Annotated in this window: 7 protein-coding genes; all 7 read left to right on the top strand. The window is 73.3% G+C overall.

The window, feature by feature from the left end; all coding sequences use genetic code 11:
* Nucleotides 1-138: 138 nt before the first annotated feature.
* Nucleotides 139-684 carry a hypothetical protein gene (locus tag ACZ6NC_RS23595; RefSeq protein WP_465735766.1) on the top strand — a complete coding sequence of 182 codons (546 nt, stop codon included), beginning with the start codon at nt 139-141 and terminating at the stop codon, nt 682-684.
* Nucleotides 685-799: 115 nt separating this feature from the next.
* Nucleotides 800-1,201 carry a hypothetical protein gene (locus ACZ6NC_RS23590; protein ID WP_465735765.1) on the top strand — a complete coding sequence of 134 codons (402 nt, stop codon included), beginning with the start codon at nt 800-802 and terminating at the stop codon, nt 1,199-1,201.
* Between the two features lie 619 nt (nt 1,202-1,820).
* Entirely contained in the window at nt 1,821-4,148 is a 2,328-nt protein-coding gene (locus ACZ6NC_RS23585; RefSeq protein WP_465735764.1) for a hypothetical protein, read from the top strand.
* The gene (locus tag ACZ6NC_RS23580) at nt 4,145-7,591 is read left to right on the top strand and encodes a DUF6603 domain-containing protein (RefSeq protein WP_465735763.1); all 3,447 of its coding nucleotides are present in this window, start codon (nt 4,145-4,147) and stop codon (nt 7,589-7,591) included. Before ACZ6NC_RS23585 ends, ACZ6NC_RS23580 begins: the two co-directional genes overlap by 4 nt.
* Nucleotides 7,588-10,509 carry a hypothetical protein gene (locus tag ACZ6NC_RS23575; RefSeq protein ID WP_465735762.1) on the top strand — a complete coding sequence of 974 codons (2,922 nt, stop codon included), beginning with the start codon at nt 7,588-7,590 and terminating at the stop codon, nt 10,507-10,509. Before ACZ6NC_RS23580 ends, ACZ6NC_RS23575 begins: the two co-directional genes overlap by 4 nt.
* The gene (locus ACZ6NC_RS23570; protein WP_465735761.1) at nt 10,506-15,062 is read left to right on the top strand and encodes a hypothetical protein; all 4,557 of its coding nucleotides are present in this window, start codon (nt 10,506-10,508) and stop codon (nt 15,060-15,062) included. The genes ACZ6NC_RS23575 and ACZ6NC_RS23570 overlap by 4 nt, the downstream gene beginning before the upstream one ends.
* On the top strand, nt 15,062-16,771 hold the full coding sequence (locus tag ACZ6NC_RS23565) for a hypothetical protein (RefSeq protein WP_465735760.1): 1,710 nt from the start codon (nt 15,062-15,064) through the stop codon (nt 16,769-16,771). The genes ACZ6NC_RS23570 and ACZ6NC_RS23565 overlap by 1 nt, the downstream gene beginning before the upstream one ends.
* The last annotated feature ends 258 nt before the right edge of the window (nt 16,772-17,029 follow it).

Below are 17,029 nucleotides of genomic sequence, written 5' to 3'. Positions count from 1 at the left end.
GTCTCCCCCCCCCCCCCCCTCCCCCCCCCCCCCCCCCCCCCCCCCCCCCCCCCCCCCCCCCCCCCCGGGCGGTCCGTCCAGTCGGGCAGACCGAGGGAAGGGAACCGATCTCGCGTGGGCGTCCACGGGAACGACCTAGTGTCGAAGGTCATGTCAGGCTGTGCCGGGCTGATCACAGCGTTTGCCCTACTGACCGCCTGCGCCGCCGGGGCCTCCTCGCCGAGTCCGCCGTTCGACGTGCTCTCCACCGTCGAACGCGGCACGACGGCAGGCTTCGAATGGCGCGTCGAACTGGTACACAAGGGCAGCGAGTTGTGCACCGCGGCAAGAGTGCGGGACGACCTCGTGGGACTGGCCTGCCAGCCTCCTTCGACAGCTGAGAGTCCGTTGAACTTCGCCGTCGACGGGCACAAGAAGCTCATCCTCGTCCACGGCCTGGTCAGCCCCAGCGTCAGCAGCCTGGAAGAAATCGACGTGGGCAACCGGGCCCCGCGCATCCTGCCGATCCACGCCCTGCCCGCCGACCCTGCCCATCGCTACTTCGCCTACGCCGTGGTGCCGGGTCAGGCCGGAGACCTCATCGCCCGTGATGCCGACGGGGCCGTCCTCATGTCCGGCGCCGCCAAACTCGCCGATGTCCAAACCCTGGACAGCGGGCCGCCACCGAAGCGCAACGGCTCGTAATCGTCCTGTTCGGCCTGGCTCTACGCCGGACCACACCGCACCGCTCCGACAAGACAGATGGAAGAAGGACAGCATGTCGTTCACCAGAAGCCTCAGGGCCCGCACCATACTCGCTGTGGCCACGGCAGTACTGGCGGGCACCGTCATCGCCACCGCGCCGGCCTCCGCCTCGACACCGCAACAACCACAGTCACCGAGCGCCTGCTGGTCCACCGACTACCACTGGTGCGACATGCTCGAGTCCAGGGACGCCAACGCGGAAATGGATGTCTTCTGGGGCAGCGACGGTCATGAGTACATCGACTCCGTCCTCAACACCAACCACTACGGCCAGAACCTGTGGATTCTGACCTGGACCGGCAGCGGCTGGGACTGGCTGGGGATACCCGCAACCACCAGCATCGGCAACGGCTGGTACACCGCACAGGACAACAACCGGTCCGACGCCGGCAAGACCATCAAGATCGCCGTGTTCAACTGGACCACCAACACGTACATGTACTCGAACGCACATTGAGCAGGCCTGGCGCCGCAGAACGGTTCCAACGTCCTGCCAGCCCGGTGAACGCGGTACGCCGCCAGGCCCTACTGGAGCAGTCCCCCCAAGCCGGCCGGACTGCGGCTGACCCCGCCTGCGCGGGGAGGACCCTTCGCGAGCTGGGCTTCTTCTATGGCTTTGCGACTTCTGAAGCGTTGTTGGTACATGGCGATGGCGACGGCGAGGCGTGTGGTGTCGTCTGCCCACGCTCTGGCCTGGCGTTCGAGCCACGTGGTGCTGAGGGAGTCGGGGACGGTGGAGGCGTAGCAGTGGACGCCTCCGGATCCGGTGGCGATGACGGTGGTGCCGTGGCGGGCCAGCCTGTCCCGGCGAAGGTGGAAGGGGTGCGGTCGAAGTGGAGCCACGGTGTCCGTCCCTCCTCCGTGGTTCTTCGGAGCTGTGGTGCTCTGCCTTCCGAGTCTCCCGACGCCCCGGTCCCAGGCGCACGTGTCCCGGCCATGTCCCGGCCGGGGTTGTGTTGCGGGCCCCGGTGCGCCGTCGCACGATGGAGGTAACGGCTGGCGCGCACGTGGTTGGGCGGCCGGTGACGTTCTTCCGGGCGGCGCAAGTGACGCCGCGAAGCACGGACTTCTTGCGAGTGACCATGACGGTCAACTCTGTCTTCTGGCCTGACCAGGCCGCTCAGGATCTGCATTTGATCCCGGGCGTCGTCGGTCCACGGCTCGACCATCTCCTGTGGATCGACGACACGACCGGGAACGTGCGGGCGGACAGCCCGCCCGCGGGTGTTTCGGTGTCCTGGGCGGCGAACTTCGTGGCCGGGACGGCCGGAACGGCGGGGGTTACGGTCAACCCCCAGGGAGAGGTGACAGTTACCGCGCCCCTGGCGGCGGCACCACGCCTGCTTGACTTCCTCGTGACCGCGACGGTGACCGAGGCCGGCACAACATTCACGACCTCCAAGCGCATCCACATCCACAGTTCCATCACACGGATGTGGCTCACGCCCGTGCAACTCACCGTCCATCAGAACGTCCGAAAAAGCCGGTTCACGCTGCTCGCGGAGTTCGATGACGGTACATACGGCGATCTGACGGCGTGGTGCCCGGCGGACCCTCCCGTCGTGGGAGACCGGACATTCGTGCGCGCGTCGGGGAGCGTCACTTCGGCCGTCACCTGGTCGTCCAACGCGGCGGGAACCGTCGGTGTCGCCTCGGCCACCGGCTTGCTGACCGGAGCGGCCAACACCGGCAACGCCACGATCCAGGCAGCTCTGCCGGCATCGTTGGGCGGCTCCACAGCGACGGCGACCGCCAGGGCGACCCAGCCCTGGAACAACCCCGTCACCCTGACCTTGATCGACGGCCCCGGCTTCGCCTCGATGGCGAGCTCGGTCAACGTGCTGATCCTGCCGGACGGCTTCAGGGCCGGGGACAGTGCGGGCTTCGAGAAACTCGTACGGGGTCTGGTGTACCGGCTGCGCAAGCGGCACCGCACCCGGCCGTACGACCTCCTGAAGGACAAGATCAACTACTTCATGGCCTGGGTCGAATCACGCGAGGCCGGCATTTGCGCTCAGGAGCTGGTCCGGTCTTCGCCTGCGTCCGGCACTGGGGCGAAGGCACGCGAGGTCGACACGGCGGTGGTGGGCGGCGTGGCAGGCGCGACGCACATCGCGACTCCACCCACACCGGCCACCAACGATCTGTACCTGCTGAACGAACCCGACACGACGTTCGCGCTCTCGTTGGGCGAGCGCCCCGCGGCGCAGCGTCGCCGCGAGATACGTTCGACCGGCTTCCATCCGTGGCGCTACGACGAGCAGGACTTCGACGACTTCCTCGGCGCCCTGCGGGACCCGGCCGGAGTCACGGTGGGTGGCGCGTGGGTGCGGGGCGGCAACGACGAGGACCGTGTCATCGTGTGCGCGCACTCCCGCAGGAACGGCGGGGCCAACCTCTTCCGGACCGCCAGAGGCCGGACCATCACCATGACGCTCGACGACGAGGACGATCACAGGATCGAGAACGCCACCGGCGGGTTCGGCAAGAACCTGCTCCCCGACTCCATTCCCACGATCCATCTCGACTTCTGGACCACGGCCGCCCACGAACTGGGGCACTCTCTGGCTCTCTCCGACGAGTACGGCGGCGGGGGAGCGGCACCGGCCACGCTCGTGGCGGAACTCGCCAAGAAGGCGAACGCCCAGCCCCGCAGCACCCTTCTCACTGGTGTCAACCTCGATGCGGACAAGGTGAAGTGGCGCTGGCCGCGGTTGCGCAAAGCCGGCGTTCTCTCCGCGCAGCCGCTGGACTTGGGCAGCCCGCTCTACCGAGTCCAGCTGGAGGCCGGTCACACCGCGCAGTTCCGCGCCGACGACGTCGTGCGGTTGCGGAAGCGGCCGCTGGTGGGCGCTCCGCCGCCGAGCGACCGGTTTATCGTGACCGCGGTCGCCGATCCGGAGATCGAGTTGGAGGCGCTGACGGCGGCCGTGTTCACGCCCGCCGACTTCCCGGCGGGTTCCCTACTCATCTGTCCCGTGCGCGGGCCCGACCCGGACCCGGCCACGCGTGTCTTCGGGGACGACATCGAACTGATGCATCCCACTGTCCGTGCTCGCATCAACGCCACACGTAATCCGCTCAACGCGGCCCACACCGACCCTCCCAACCGGGCGTGCCCAGGTGCCCTGGCCACGCCGACCCCGGCGACCAACTTCCCCGGAGGCACCGCTCCGAACCCACCACGCTACTCATCTTGGATCGTGGGTCTTTTCGAGAACGCCCGGGGCTTCAATTGCGGCGTGTACCGGCCGACCGGCATCTGCCTCATGCGCCGACAACACTTCTCCACCGACCAGGCATACCAGTTCTGCCCCGTCTGCCGCTACGCCATCGTCGACCAAATCGACCCTACCCAACACAGCACCATCGACCTCGACTACGCCCCGAGGTACCCCACATGACCAGCGACGACCGATCCACCCTGAACGTGGTCGCACGGCATCTCGCCACCGCCGTCGAGCCGCTCGACCGGGGGTTCCGGGACGAGGAGTCCTTCCGGCGGCTGATGTGGCAGCTCGGCCACGACGTCCAGGGGCTGCCGCCGAGCTATGTCGCCGTCGCCGACGCCGCCGTGCAGGCCGCCGCAGCGGCGGCGGCGCTCGCCGCCGACGCCGGCGCCGAGGAGGCCGTCGCGGCGATCGAGGCGGTCGGGGACGTCTATCTGGCGGTCGACGGGCTCGGGGACGTACCGCCAGGGGTGGACCCCGCGGCCATGACCGGGCTTGCGCGGAACCTGTTCGAGTATCTGCTGGCCGAATATCTGCTCTCCGAGGTGCCGACGTTCTTCTCGGTCCTCGAGTTGCTCGGGGTGATCCGTTCCGAGTCCGTGGAGCCCACCGGTGACCGCCCCGGCTTCGTGCGCACCCGCTTCGAGTGGGAGCGACTCCCTGAGGTGCTCCACGATCCGGCCTCCGTCCCGGCGGGGGTACTGGGCTGGGGAACCGCGGAGTTCGACTTCCGGAAGGCGGCCGAGCTGCTGGGCGAGGTGACGCTCGCGCTCGGGCTGACGTCCTCGGTGGGCGGGGTGCCGTCCGCCTACGCGGAGGCGATCCAGGCCCTGGCGACGGGGACACCCGCGCGGCCGCTGCGGCACGGTCTGACCGTGCCGTTCTTCGATATCCCGGTCGCCGGGGCATACCACGATGTCGGGCTCGCCGTCACCGAATTACCAGCGGAGGGCGCAGCGCTGCCGGGGATAGTGATCGGGCCGATGGTGCCGGACGGGGTCGCGCAGGACATCGACCTCGGCGGGCGCTGGACGTTTCGGCTGCGGGCGGGCACGGATCTGGCCGACCAGCTCGGGATCGTGCTGCGGCCCGGGGAGACCTCCGTCCGCTATCCGTTCGCGCCGGGGCACGCGCTGCCGTCGGCGGGGCTGGGCTTCTCGCTCGTCTTCGCGCCGGACGGTCCGGCGGTCGTCTTCGGCGAGCCGGGCGGCAACCGGATGGAGCTGGCCGGGGCCACGCTGTCGCTGGGGGTCGACCTCCGGGGCAGCGGGGTCGAGATCGTGCTCGGCGCGGAGCCGCGCGGGGCGGCCCTCGTGTTGTCGGCCGGTTCGCTCGACGGGTTCCTCGGCTCCGTGCTCGGTGGCGGGGACACCCGTGTCGAACTGCCGCTGGGGCTCGCGTGGTCGAACCGTACAGGTCTGGACTTCCAGGCGGGTGCCGGATTCGAGGTGTCGCTCTACCCGCACGCGGGGCTCGGGGTGCTGCACTTCGACCGGGTCGACCTTGCGGTGCGCGGCGCTGCCGGGGCCGGGGTCACTCCGGAGCTCGACGTCCGCGCGTCGGCGGCGCTCGCCGGGCGGCTGGGGCCGGTGTCGTACGCGGCTGACCGGGTGGGGGTGCATCTGCCGGTTCGGTTCGAGCCCGGCAACGCGGGCCCGCTCGACATCGGTTTCGGGGTGCTGACGCCGTCCGGTCTGGGGCTGGTGGTCGACGCGGCCGGGGTGTTGACGGGCGGCGGCTTCATCCGGCTCGACCCGGAGTCCGGGCGGTACACCGGGATCCTCGAACTGGAGGTTTTCGGCATCGGCGTCACCGCCGTCGGGGTCCTCGACACCAAGGACGCCCAGGGGACCGATCTGCCGGCGCCGGGCTTCTCGCTGCTGGTCGCGATCTCGTCCGAGTTCCCGCCGGTCCAGCTCGGCTACGGCTTCACCCTGGAGGGGGTCGGCGGGCTCGCGGCGGTCAACCGCCGCCTGGACACCGACGCGTTCCTGTCCGGGGTCCGTACGGGAGCCGTCGACGCGGTCCTCTTCCCGCAGGATCCGGTGGCCGACGCGCACACCCTGGTCTCCAACCTGACGACGATCTTCCCGGTGGCGATGGGCCGTCATGTGTTCGGGCCCATGGCGATCCTCGGCTGGGGCACACCGACGCTGGTCCGCGCCGAGATCGGCGTGCTGCTGGATGTGCCCGATCCGGTCACGCTCGCGCTGGTGGGCCAGGCGTCCGTCGTGCTTCCCGAGGAGGCGCCGGTCGTCTCGCTCCATGTCGACGTGGTCGCCGTGCTGGACGCCGCCAAGCGGCTGCTCGCCGTGGACGCGACCCTGCACGACTCGTACGTGGCCGCATTCACGGTCTCGGGCGACATGGCGCTGCGGTTGTCCTGGGCCGACCCGCCGAATGTGGCGCTGGCGGTCGGCGGAATGAACCCGCAGGTCACCCCGCCGCCCGGGTTCCCCGATCTGCGCCGGGTCACCATCGCCCTGGGCACCGGCGACAACCCCCGGGTGAGCCTGGAGGCGTATGTCGCGATCACCTCCAACTCGCGGCAGTTCGGTGCCCGGGCCGAATTGTTCGCCGAAGCCGGGGGGTTCAGTGTCAAGGGCTGGCTGGGCTTCGACGCCCTCCTGGTGGTCGTGCCGCTGTCGTTCCGAGTCGACTTCGACGCCGGGATGGGGCTGTTCCACGGTTCGGACCGGATCGCGGGGATCTCGGTCGAGGGGCACCTGACCGGTCCGGCACCGTTCCACGCCTGGGGCAAGGGCTGCCTGTCGCTGCTCTTCTTCGACATCTGCGTCCCGTTCGACGCCGAGTTCGGCGAGCGGCGGGAGAACACGCTGCCCCCGGCCGACCCCTGGCCCCTGCTGGAGGCCGCAATCCACCAGGCCGAGAACTGGTCGCCCGGGCTGGAGCCGGATCTCGCGGCGGCCGTCGCGCTGCGGCCCCCGCCGGGCACCCCCGGCCCGCCGCTGCTGCACCCGATGGGCTCGGCGACCCTGCGCCAGACGGTACTGCCCTTCAACCGTCCGCTGGAGCGTTTCGGGCAGTACGAGATCCAGGGTCCCGACCGCTTCGACCTCCACGACGTCTCGGTCGGCGACTCCCTGGTGACCGACTGGAACCTGGTGCGCGACCACTTCGCTCCCGGCGACTTCGAGGACCTCTCGGAGAGCGAGCAGCTGTCGCGGCCGGCGTTCGAGGAGATGGACGCCGGGGTGACCGTGGGCGGGGACTTCGTCGACGGTCCGCTCACCGCGCTCAAGTCGGCCCGCCTGGAGTACGAGACCCGGATCATCGACGCGCCCGGGGACGACCGGCCCGCCGCCCGCGCCCCGCTGGACCGGGTGCTCCAGCTCACCGCCGTGGCACGCGGCAGCCGCGCGGTGTCCGCGTGGGAGGACACCGGCGGCGCCAGGTTCACCCCGGCCGTCCCGGCCGACCGGGGCGTGGTCCTCGCGGCGGAGCAGTACGGCGTCGCCTCGCTCGACACCCTCGTGGCCCGCCCCGCCTTGGGGACCGGGCTCACCAAGGGGGCGGCGTACGGGGCACGGAAGCGGGCGCGCGACCGAACGGGCCTGCAGGTGGTGCCAGTGCACGAGCTGGCGGGTGCATCATGACGACCCCGGCGTCGTACGCGTTCCTGCCGTGGCTGCGGCGGGGCATGGTGCGCGAGATCAACCGGCCCGACGGCACGACGACGGGCGAGGCGCGGGCGGCGGTCCCGGTCACGCTGGGGATCGACGCGGCCGGTGAACGGCGGCCGGTCACCATCGGGTTCGAGCTGTTCGGCCCCGGCGAGGTCGCCGCCGTCGATCCGCGGGTGGTGATCCGTACCGTCCCCCGGCCCGACGAGACCGACGCCGAGCCCAGCTACTTCCCGGCGGTGGAGTTCGCGCAGCCCGACTTCCCCTGGCGGTTCACCCCGGCCCGCGCCGAGGCCGTACGGGGACGGCTGCGGCCCTGGATCGTGCTGGCAGTGCTGCCCGAGGACGCCGTCGCGGACGAGAGCCCTGCCCTGGGCGACGGGACGCTCGCCGCGATCACCGTCGACACCGCCGCGACGCTGCCGCTGCTGTCGCAGAGCTGGGCGTGGGCACATGTGCAGATCGACGGGTTCGACGCGGCGGCCGAGACGCTCGACGACGTCGCGCGTCACGAGCCCCGGAGGGTCCGTTCGCGTCTGGTGGCCGCCCGCCGTCTAGCGCCGCGCGCCCGCTACCGGGCGTTTCTCGTCCCCGCGTTCGAGCGAGGCAGGCTGGCGGGGCTGCGGGAGCCGCTGGACGACACCGTGGACGGCCTCGCGCCGGCCTGGCAGCCGGGAGCCACCCGGGTCCGACTGCCGGTGTACTACGCCTGGCGCTTCCAGACCGGTGAGGCCGGGGACTTCGAGACGCTGGCGCGCCGGCTGCGGGCGCGGCCCGTCGACGAGCGCACGGGGCTGCGTGATCTGTTCGTCGGCGCGCCGGACCCGGCGCTGCCGCCCGCGGCCTCGGTGCCGCTGGCCATGGAGGGTGCCCTGATAGCCCCGGAGACGACGAGCGACCCGTGGAGCGCCGGGGAGCGCACCCCGTTCGTGGCCGCGCTCGCCGGGCTCGTCAACCGGCCCGCCGATCTCCTGCAGACACCGGGCATCCCGCTGACCGTGGCCCCTCCGCTGTGGGCGCGCTGGCAGGCGGCGGCCGACCGGCTGCTCACGGCGGCGGGTGCCCCGCCGCGCTGGTTCCACGAGCTGAACGCCGATCCACGGCTACGCGCGGCGGCGGGCCTCGGCGCCGACGTGGTGCGCGTCCACGACCAGCAGTTGATGGCCGAGGCCTGGAACCAGGTCGAGGGCATCCTCGCCGCCAACGCGGAGCTGCGCCGGGCGCAGCTGTCGCGGGCCGCGGCCGAGCGCATCCTGGAGCGGCATCTCCTGCCGCTGCCGACGGAGGACTTCCTCATGGTGACGGCCCCGCTGCACCCGCGTTTCGCGGCGCCCGGCGCGGACTCCTCCGGCGCCCCCGCGATCACGGTGCACGAACGGCTACGGCGCAGCCCCGTGCCGGAAGGTGCCCTCGCGGGCGGGCTGCGGCGGGTGCTGCGCCCGGGCGGACCGGTGGGCCGCAGGATGGCGCGGCTGCGGGCGGACGGCGCGGCGCCGCTGCTCGCGCGCCTCAACACGGCGGAAGTGCGGGCCCGGCCGCCGGTGGCGACTCCGAAGGCGATGGTGACCCGCGCCCGGGTGGTGAAAGCGCTGCCCCACCCGCAGCGGCTGCTGGACGTGGACGTGCGGCCCGAGGACGTCCTGATGGTCCGGCCGGCCCGCGGATTCACGCTCGCGCTCAGCGTTCCCGGCGCGTGGGACGCAGACCAGGTGACCTTGGACCACGTACCTCCGGCGGAGGCGGCCGTACGTTTCCGGGACGCGCTCGCCGAGGCACTGGGCGACCTCAATGCCCCGCCCGCGCCAGGGCCGCGGCTGACGGTGGCGCACCTGGGCGGGCTCGCGGACACGCTGTCCGCAGGAATGCTGCCGCCGCTGACAGTGGCCGCCGGGCTGCGTCACCGGCTGGCCGTGGCGCCGTGGGTGCGCTGGGAGTACGAGGACCTGCTGGAGCCCATCATGGCGGCACCCTCGATCGAGACGCCGATGTACGAGCCGCTGCGCGACCTGGGCCAGGAGTGGCTGCTGCCGGGCGTGGGCCGGATCCCGCCCGACACGGCGACGCTGCTGAAGACCAACCAGCGCTTCATCGAGGCGTACATGGCCGGGCTGAGCCACGAGATGTCGCGTGAGCTGCTCTACCACGAGTACCCGACCGACCAACGCGGCACCTACTTCCGGCAGTTCTGGGACGTGCGCGGGATCGTCGGCCCCGGCGGCGCGGCGGACCCGGCGACGCTGCGCGACATCGAGGAAATTCACCGCTGGGGGCCGGGCACGGAGCTCGGCGCACACACCGGGCGCAGCCCGGCACCGCGCGAGGACCATCTGGTGCTGCTCGTCAAGGGCGAGATCCTGCGCCGCTACCCGAACACGCTGGTCTACGCGGTCCGCACGGTCCTCGACGGAGGGCGGCGCGCGCTGGGCAGCGAGCGGAAGTTCCCGGTGTTCGAGGGCCGGCTCGATCCGGACATCTCCGTGTACGGCTTCGATCTGCTCCCCGGGGAGGCGCGGGGCGACACCGGCCCGCAGGCCGACCAGGGCTGGTACTTCATGCTCCAGGAACAGCCGACAGAGCCGGTGTTCGGGCTCGATCCGGACGACGGGCACTACGGAGCGCCGCCCACGAGCTGGAACGACCTCAACTGGGCGCAGCTGGTGGGCGACGCGGCGGCACTGGACGCGCTCGGGCACATAGATCTGGACGCGGCGCTGCCAGACACCACGCAGGTGGTCCCGGCCGTCGGCGAGCCGCCGCTGGCCTGGCACGCCGAGCAGGGCCTCGGCGCGAAAGGCTCCAACGGCTCGGATCTCGCGTATGTGACGCTGCAACGGCCGTTCCGGGTCGCCATCCACGGCTCGGACCTGCTCCCGGAGGAGAATCCGCAATGACCGAGACGGTGGAGCGGCTGCGCGCGGCCCGGGCGGCGGCGCAGGGCGAACGCGGCCGGGCGGCCGGACGGCTGGCCGCCGCACGGACGGCACTTGCCGGCGCGCGGGAGCAGGACCGGGACCGGCTCGCGAAGGAGCACGCGCGGGCGCTGGCGGCGCTGCAGAAGGCGCGCGCCACCGAGGCGCGGGCGCTCGGCACCCTCCGGGCCGAGCTGGAGCGGCTCGCCACCGATCCGCTGGAGCGGATCGGCGGTCTCGACGCCCGGTTCCCCATGGCGCTGTTCCCGGTACGGCTGGAGACCCGCTTCCGGCGGGAAGCGGGGCGCCGGGGCGCCCGGCTGCTGGTGCGAATCTATCCCGACGGGCTGCTCGCGCACGGCTTCGAGCCGCTGCTCACCGCGGCGGAGGCCGAGGCGGGCGAGGCGTACTGGCGGCGGGTGCACGGCGGCATGACGGAGGCCGAGTCGTGGACGCTGCTGGTCGGGGAGGCGACGGCGGAGCGCGCCGCGTGGATCGTGGAGCGCACCGAGCCTACCGACGACTCCGGCGGCCTCCTCTTTCCGCCGCGCGAGCCACGACCGCCGGGCTGGCACCGGGCGCCGGAGGCGCCGCTGCTGCCGGACCGCTGGATCGTGACCTGTCTGCGGGGCGGCGCGGTGGTGCACCGGGAGGTCGGCCGGCCGGTACGGGAGGGCCTGGCGCTGACCCTGCGGATGAGTGCGGACGGTGAGGAGGAGGGGCTCGACGACTCCGTCGCGCTCACCCCGGACGGCCTGGCCGTTGAGCCGGAGCTGCGCTGGGCGTACGCCTTCGACGAGGCCGTCGAGGCGGGCATGGCCGTGGAGTTCCCGCTCACGGCCGCGGATCTCAAGGACGGCTTCGACACGGTCCTCGCCGCAGGAGTGCGGACGAGCGACGGTCCGCTGCGCCAAGCCGAGGAGCTGGCGGGGCTCTTCGACGGCCTGCGGTTCAGCCGCGGTCTGGCGTTCGTGCCGCAGGGCGCCAGGACCAACAACTCCACCGACGCGCCGTCGGACCATCCGCCGGCCGACCCGGCGGGCGCGGCGAGTTTCGCCGTGGCGCGGGGCGCCCCGCCGGCCGCGCCCGGCACGGACGGGCACCGTTTCATGAGCGCGCTGGGCGTGGACCCGGCGACCGCCGACCATGTGGCCGGTGCCGGGCGGGACGAGCAGGGTCCGGCGCGGGCGATGGTCTCGGCGCTGTGGCCCGCCACCGTCGGCCACTTCCTCGACCAGATGATGAGCCCCGACATCGGCGACGCCACGGCACAGGCGCTGCGGGCGCACGCCGACGCCCATGTCCGGCCGCGCGGGCCGCTGCCGGCGTTCCGCGCCGGATCCGTGCCCTACGGGCTGCTGCCGGTCGGTTCCCTGTCGCGGTGGGCACCCGGGCCGGACGCGGAGGGACCGCTGGGCGAGGCCCTACCGGTGTGGCTGCGCCGTCTGCTGCGCGGCTGGCGGACCGCCTCCATGGCCGCCCCGCGCCTGGGACGCTCGGCGGACCCGGACGCCGATCTCGTCGAGGTGCTGGGGCAGCACGCGAGCGCGCAGGGGGCGCAGATCCGCCGGGTGCTGGGGCCGGATCTGCACGCGAACATGTTCGGACTGCTCGGTGTGGAGCCGGGGCCCTGGCGAGCCCTGGAGCGGGAGGTCGCTCGAGTGTTGCTGGAGGATCTGGAGGAGGGGCCGCGCCGGGCCCGGGCGCTGCGGCTGACGTTCGCCGACCTCGCCCATGACTTCGACGGGCCGCTGGTGCAGCGTGAGCCGCTGTCCGAGACGGAGCCACTGGTCGTCAACTATCTGGCCGGGCTGCGTACCGCGTCGCCGGAGGCGCTGCGCGACCAGAGGGCCGGCCCCGCCGGGCGTCCGCCGCACCCCCTGTTGTATCTGATGCTCCGTCACGCACTGCTGCGCGCGTACGACACGGCGGCGCTGGACCTGCTCACCTGGCGGGGTCTCGCCGTCGCCGACGACCGTTTCGAGGCCGAGCTGATCGACGTGGTCCCCGGCCGCCAGGTCCCGGACCGCACCGCCTGGACCCGGTTCGACCAGCGGGTGACCGGGGTGACCGGCGACCGCACGCTCGGGGTCTTCCTGGCCGACCCGCGCTCCGCCCAGCTCACGGCCGTGCCCAAGGTGGGCCGGGCGCTGGCACCGCTGGTACGGCTGCGCGCCGATCTGCGGATCCTGGAGCAACTGCCCAGCGCCGAGCTGGAACGGCTCTTCACCGAGACCCTGGACACCTGCTCGCACCGGCTGGATCCGTGGGTCACCTCGCTGAGCGCCCGGCGCCTCGCCCGGATGCGGCAGGCGCAGCCGCGGGGCGTCCACGTCGGGGCGTACGGCTGGGTCGAGGACCTGCGGCCCGATCCCGTGCCGACGCTCGTACCGGTCAGGGTCGGCGCGGCGGGCGAACCCGCCCAGGCGCGTACGGACTCCGCCGGCCATGTCCACGCGCCGTCGATGGCGCACGCCGCCACCGCCGCGGTGCTGCGCGGCGCCCGGCTCGCCCATGGCGGCGAGGAGGCCTACGCGATCGACCTCTCGTCCCGGCGGGTGCGGGAGGCACTCGCGCTGATCGACGCGGTGCGCGCGGACCAGCCGCTGGGCGCGGGGCTCGGGTACCGGTTCGAGAGGGGGCTGCACGAGGGGCATGCGGGGGTGGAGCTGGACCGGTTCATCGACGACCTGCGGGCGCTCTACCCGCTGGTCGCGAACAAGACCCAGGACAGCGGCGAGCCCGCGGAGACGGTCGCCGCCCGGAATGTCGTCGACGGGCTGCGGCTGCGGGCCGCGTGGCGCGCCGGGACCATCCCGTGGGACAGCGCGGGGCTCTCGCCGACCGCCCCTCAGCGTGACGCACTGGAGGAGGAGTTGCGGCGGCTCGACGACGCGATCGACGCGATCGCCGATCTGCTGCTCGCCGAATCGGTGCACCAAGCGCTGCGGGGCAGCCCGGCCGCCGCGGGCGCCACCCTCGACAGCCTCGCCAAGGGCCACCGGCCGCCCGAGCCGGAGGTGGCCCGGACGCCGCGCGGCGGCGGAGTGCTGCACCAGCGGGTGGCACTCGTCGTCTCCGCCACGGCTCAGCCGCCACAGTGGGCGGCGCTCGGCGCGACCCCCCGCGCGCAGGCCGCGCCCGAGCTCGACGCCTGGCTCGGCGCTCTCCTCGGGCCGCCGGACCGGCTGGGGTGCGTTGCCACACCCGACAACGGGGCGCCGCGCACGGTCACGGCGGCGGATCTCGCGCTCGCGCCGGTCGATCTGCTGCTGCACGCCGCCGCGCTCCAGGCGGGCGCCGCGTCGGCCGAGCTGGACCGGCGGATCGCCTGGGAGGTGGCGGGAGCGGCCGGGCCGGACACCGCCGTCACTGTCGACCACACGGACCCGGGAAGTGCCGACCTCGCCCTCGCGGACGCCCTCGAACTGCTCTCGGAGGCGGCACGGACGCTGGGCCACGGACGGCCGCTCGGCCCGGCCGACCTCGTCGCCCCCGAGCGGGGCGCAGCGCTCGCCTCGGCCGACCCCATGACCGAGGACCTCGACCACCGAGCCGACACGGCGGAGAGCGCGCTCGACGCCGCCGCCCAGGCCCTCGACGACGCCCTCACGGCCGTCCGTACCGCGCCCGAGGGCACCGTCCCCGACCTGTCTGCGCTGCGCGCGGCGCTCGCCGGGGCGACCACCTTCGGCGTCACCGACGCCTTCCCGCCCTCCCGTCACGACACCGCACCCGCCGCGCGCGAGACACTGCTGACCCTCGGCGACGCGGCGGCGGCCGGGCTCGGCCGCCGGATCGCCGCGCGCGCCGGCGCCGCCGACGCGGCGGAGCGGCTGCGGGCGGTGTTCGGACGCGCCCTGCCGGTGCTGCCCCGCTTCCGCCCGGCGGTGCCCGAGGAGCTCGCCGCCGCGCTGGCCGCCGAGCCCAGTCTCGGCGCCGACCCGGCCGGCGCGGTGGAGGGCTGGCTCGCCGGGGTACTGCGGGTCCGTGAACCGCTGGACGCGTGGCGCCACGTCCTCGTCTACGCCCGGGCGACCGGCACGACGACGGACCGCCCGCGCATCGTGCAACTCCCGCCGGGCGACGGAGCCGTCTGGGCGGCGCTCGACCACCTCGGCGGGCCTGCGCATCACTCCGGGCTGACCTCGCTCGCGCTCTTCGGCGATCTGCCCCCTGCGGACGCGCCGTGGAGCGGCCTGCTGCTCGACGCCTGGCCCGAGGTCCTGCCGAACCGGGAGGAGGAGAGCGGCGTGGTGTTCCACTACGACGCGCCGGGCGCCCAGGCACCGCACTGCGTCCTGCTCGCCGTGCCGTCGGCGCCGGACGGGCCGTGGAGCTACGACGACCTGGAGGCGACGCTGGTGGAGACCCTGGAGCTGGCCCGGGTACGCGCCGTCGACCTCTCGGGCCTCGGCCGCTACGGGCAGCTCTTCCCCGCCGCGTATCTCGCCGCCAACGTCAAGAACGCCACGGTCACCACCTCGTTCGCCGGCCTGGTGACCGCCCGTCCCACGATCGTGCGGGAGGACTGATGCCGAGCGTGACGTACTGGAACCGGGTCGAGCCGACCCCGCGCTCCGACAGCCTCGTGCGGGGCCTCGAAGCCCCGGTGCGCGACCCGCTCTGGTTCCTCGCGCGGCAGTGGCAGCTGGGCGAGTTCCACGGGGAGGACGCGGCCTCGCCCGCGTATGTCACCCTCGCGACGAGCACGGCCGGGTTCGAGGGCTGGCGCAGCGGCCCCGAGGGGCCGTTCGCCCCGCTGGACGGTGCGCCGCTGGAGGCGCTGACGCAGGCCGAGGAGGCCACGCCCGACTGGCGCACGGCGGTCGAGCTCGGCCACGCGCTCCTGCGTGAACTGGCCGCTCGCGGCGTGGACCAGGCCGTGGCCGCCGCCGTGCGGGACGCGTTCCCGGTGCCCCGCCCCGAGGAGCAGGGCGCCGATGCGGGGGCAGACGCCGCCCTCACCCGCTTTCTGCGGCTGTGCGCTGGACGGGCCGTCGACGGGATCGCGGCGCGTGCCGCCGCCCGGGACGCCGCGCCCGCGCTGCCACCGCGCCTGGTCCTTCCGGGCGGCCAGGACCCGGACCCCGTCACGGCGGCGTTCGGCGCGTTCCTGGCGTGGGCGGATACGGCGTACGGGGCGCTCGGCCGGGCAGACACGCCCGCCTGGCGGCCCGACCGGCTCGACTACGACGTGGAAGTCGTGGCCGCCACACCGGGCGCCGGGCGGGACAGGCTGACCGCCCACGCCGGGCTGAACGGCGAGTACGACTGGTACAGCTTCGACGTGGCGGGCCCCGCGGAAGCAGGCCCGGGGCCCGCCGTGACCACCACGCACGGCAGTCTGTTCCCGACCCGGATCGGCTTCCCAGGTCTGCCGCGTGGGCGCTGGTGGCAGTTCGAGGACGCGCGGTTCAACTGGACAGCGCTCGACGCCGACCGGCGCGAGCTGGCCAAGACGCTCGTCCTCGACTTCATGCTGGTGTACGGCGACGACTGGTTCACCGTGCCGCTCGGCCTGCCCGTCGGCTCGCTGCTGCGGATCGACCAGCTCCTCGTACGGGACGTGTTCGACGAGTGGACATTGGTGGATCGGGCAGACGCGGACGACGACGGCTGGACGATGTTCTCGACGTCGTCTGCGGACGGTGCAGCCGACTACTCTGTCCTGCCGCCCTCGGCGTTGCGGGCCACCGTGGACGGACCGGTGATCGAGGAGGTGCGGTTCCTCCGCGACGAACAGGCCAACATGGTCTGGGCGGTGGAGACCACCACGGAGAACGGCGTCGGCCGCCCGTGGGACGGGCGTGAGCGCGCCCTGACGGTGACGGACGCACCGCCTCCCGACCCGCCGACCGAGGCCCCGCTGCGCTACCGCCTGGAAACGACGGTGCCGGTCAACTGGATTCCGTTCCTGCCCGTCCGGACCGACGCCGCCCTGCGCTCGGTCGCCCTCCAGCGTGCCTCGATGCAGCGGTTCACGGACGGCGCGCTGGAGAGCGTGGCGCCGGTGGGCCGGGTTCTGACGCCCGAGGGCCTCGAGGATCCGACGGTCTACCAGGTCCGCGAGGAGGAGGTCGAGCGGTCCGGCACCCGGATCCTGCGGGCGGTACGGCGGGCCCGCTGGCTGGACGGGCGCACGTACACCTGGGTGTCGCGGCGCCGCCGGGCGGGCTTCGGCGAGGGCGCGAGCGGGCTGGCGTACGACCGTGCCGAGGAGATGGAGGGCCAGCGGGGCTGACCGCCGGAGACCGGGGGCCCCGGTCCCGCCCCTGTCCCACCGTCTCCTGTCCCACCGTCTCCGGCCACGCGCCGGGACCGGGGCCGGGGCCGCCTGAGGCCTGGCGTAGGTGGCCGCCCTGCGGCCCCGGGCGTGGGAGGAGGGGGGGCCCCCCCCCCCCCCGGGCTGTCCAAGGGGGGGGGGGTACCCGAGGAGGGGGTGTCGCTTCTTTCGGGACCTTTTACTCCGGGTTTCCGAGACGAAGAGGGGGGGGGAGAC

Source organism: Kitasatospora sp. NPDC041988 (assembly GCF_055588525.1).
This window is presented reverse-complemented; position numbering and strand designations above follow the sequence as displayed.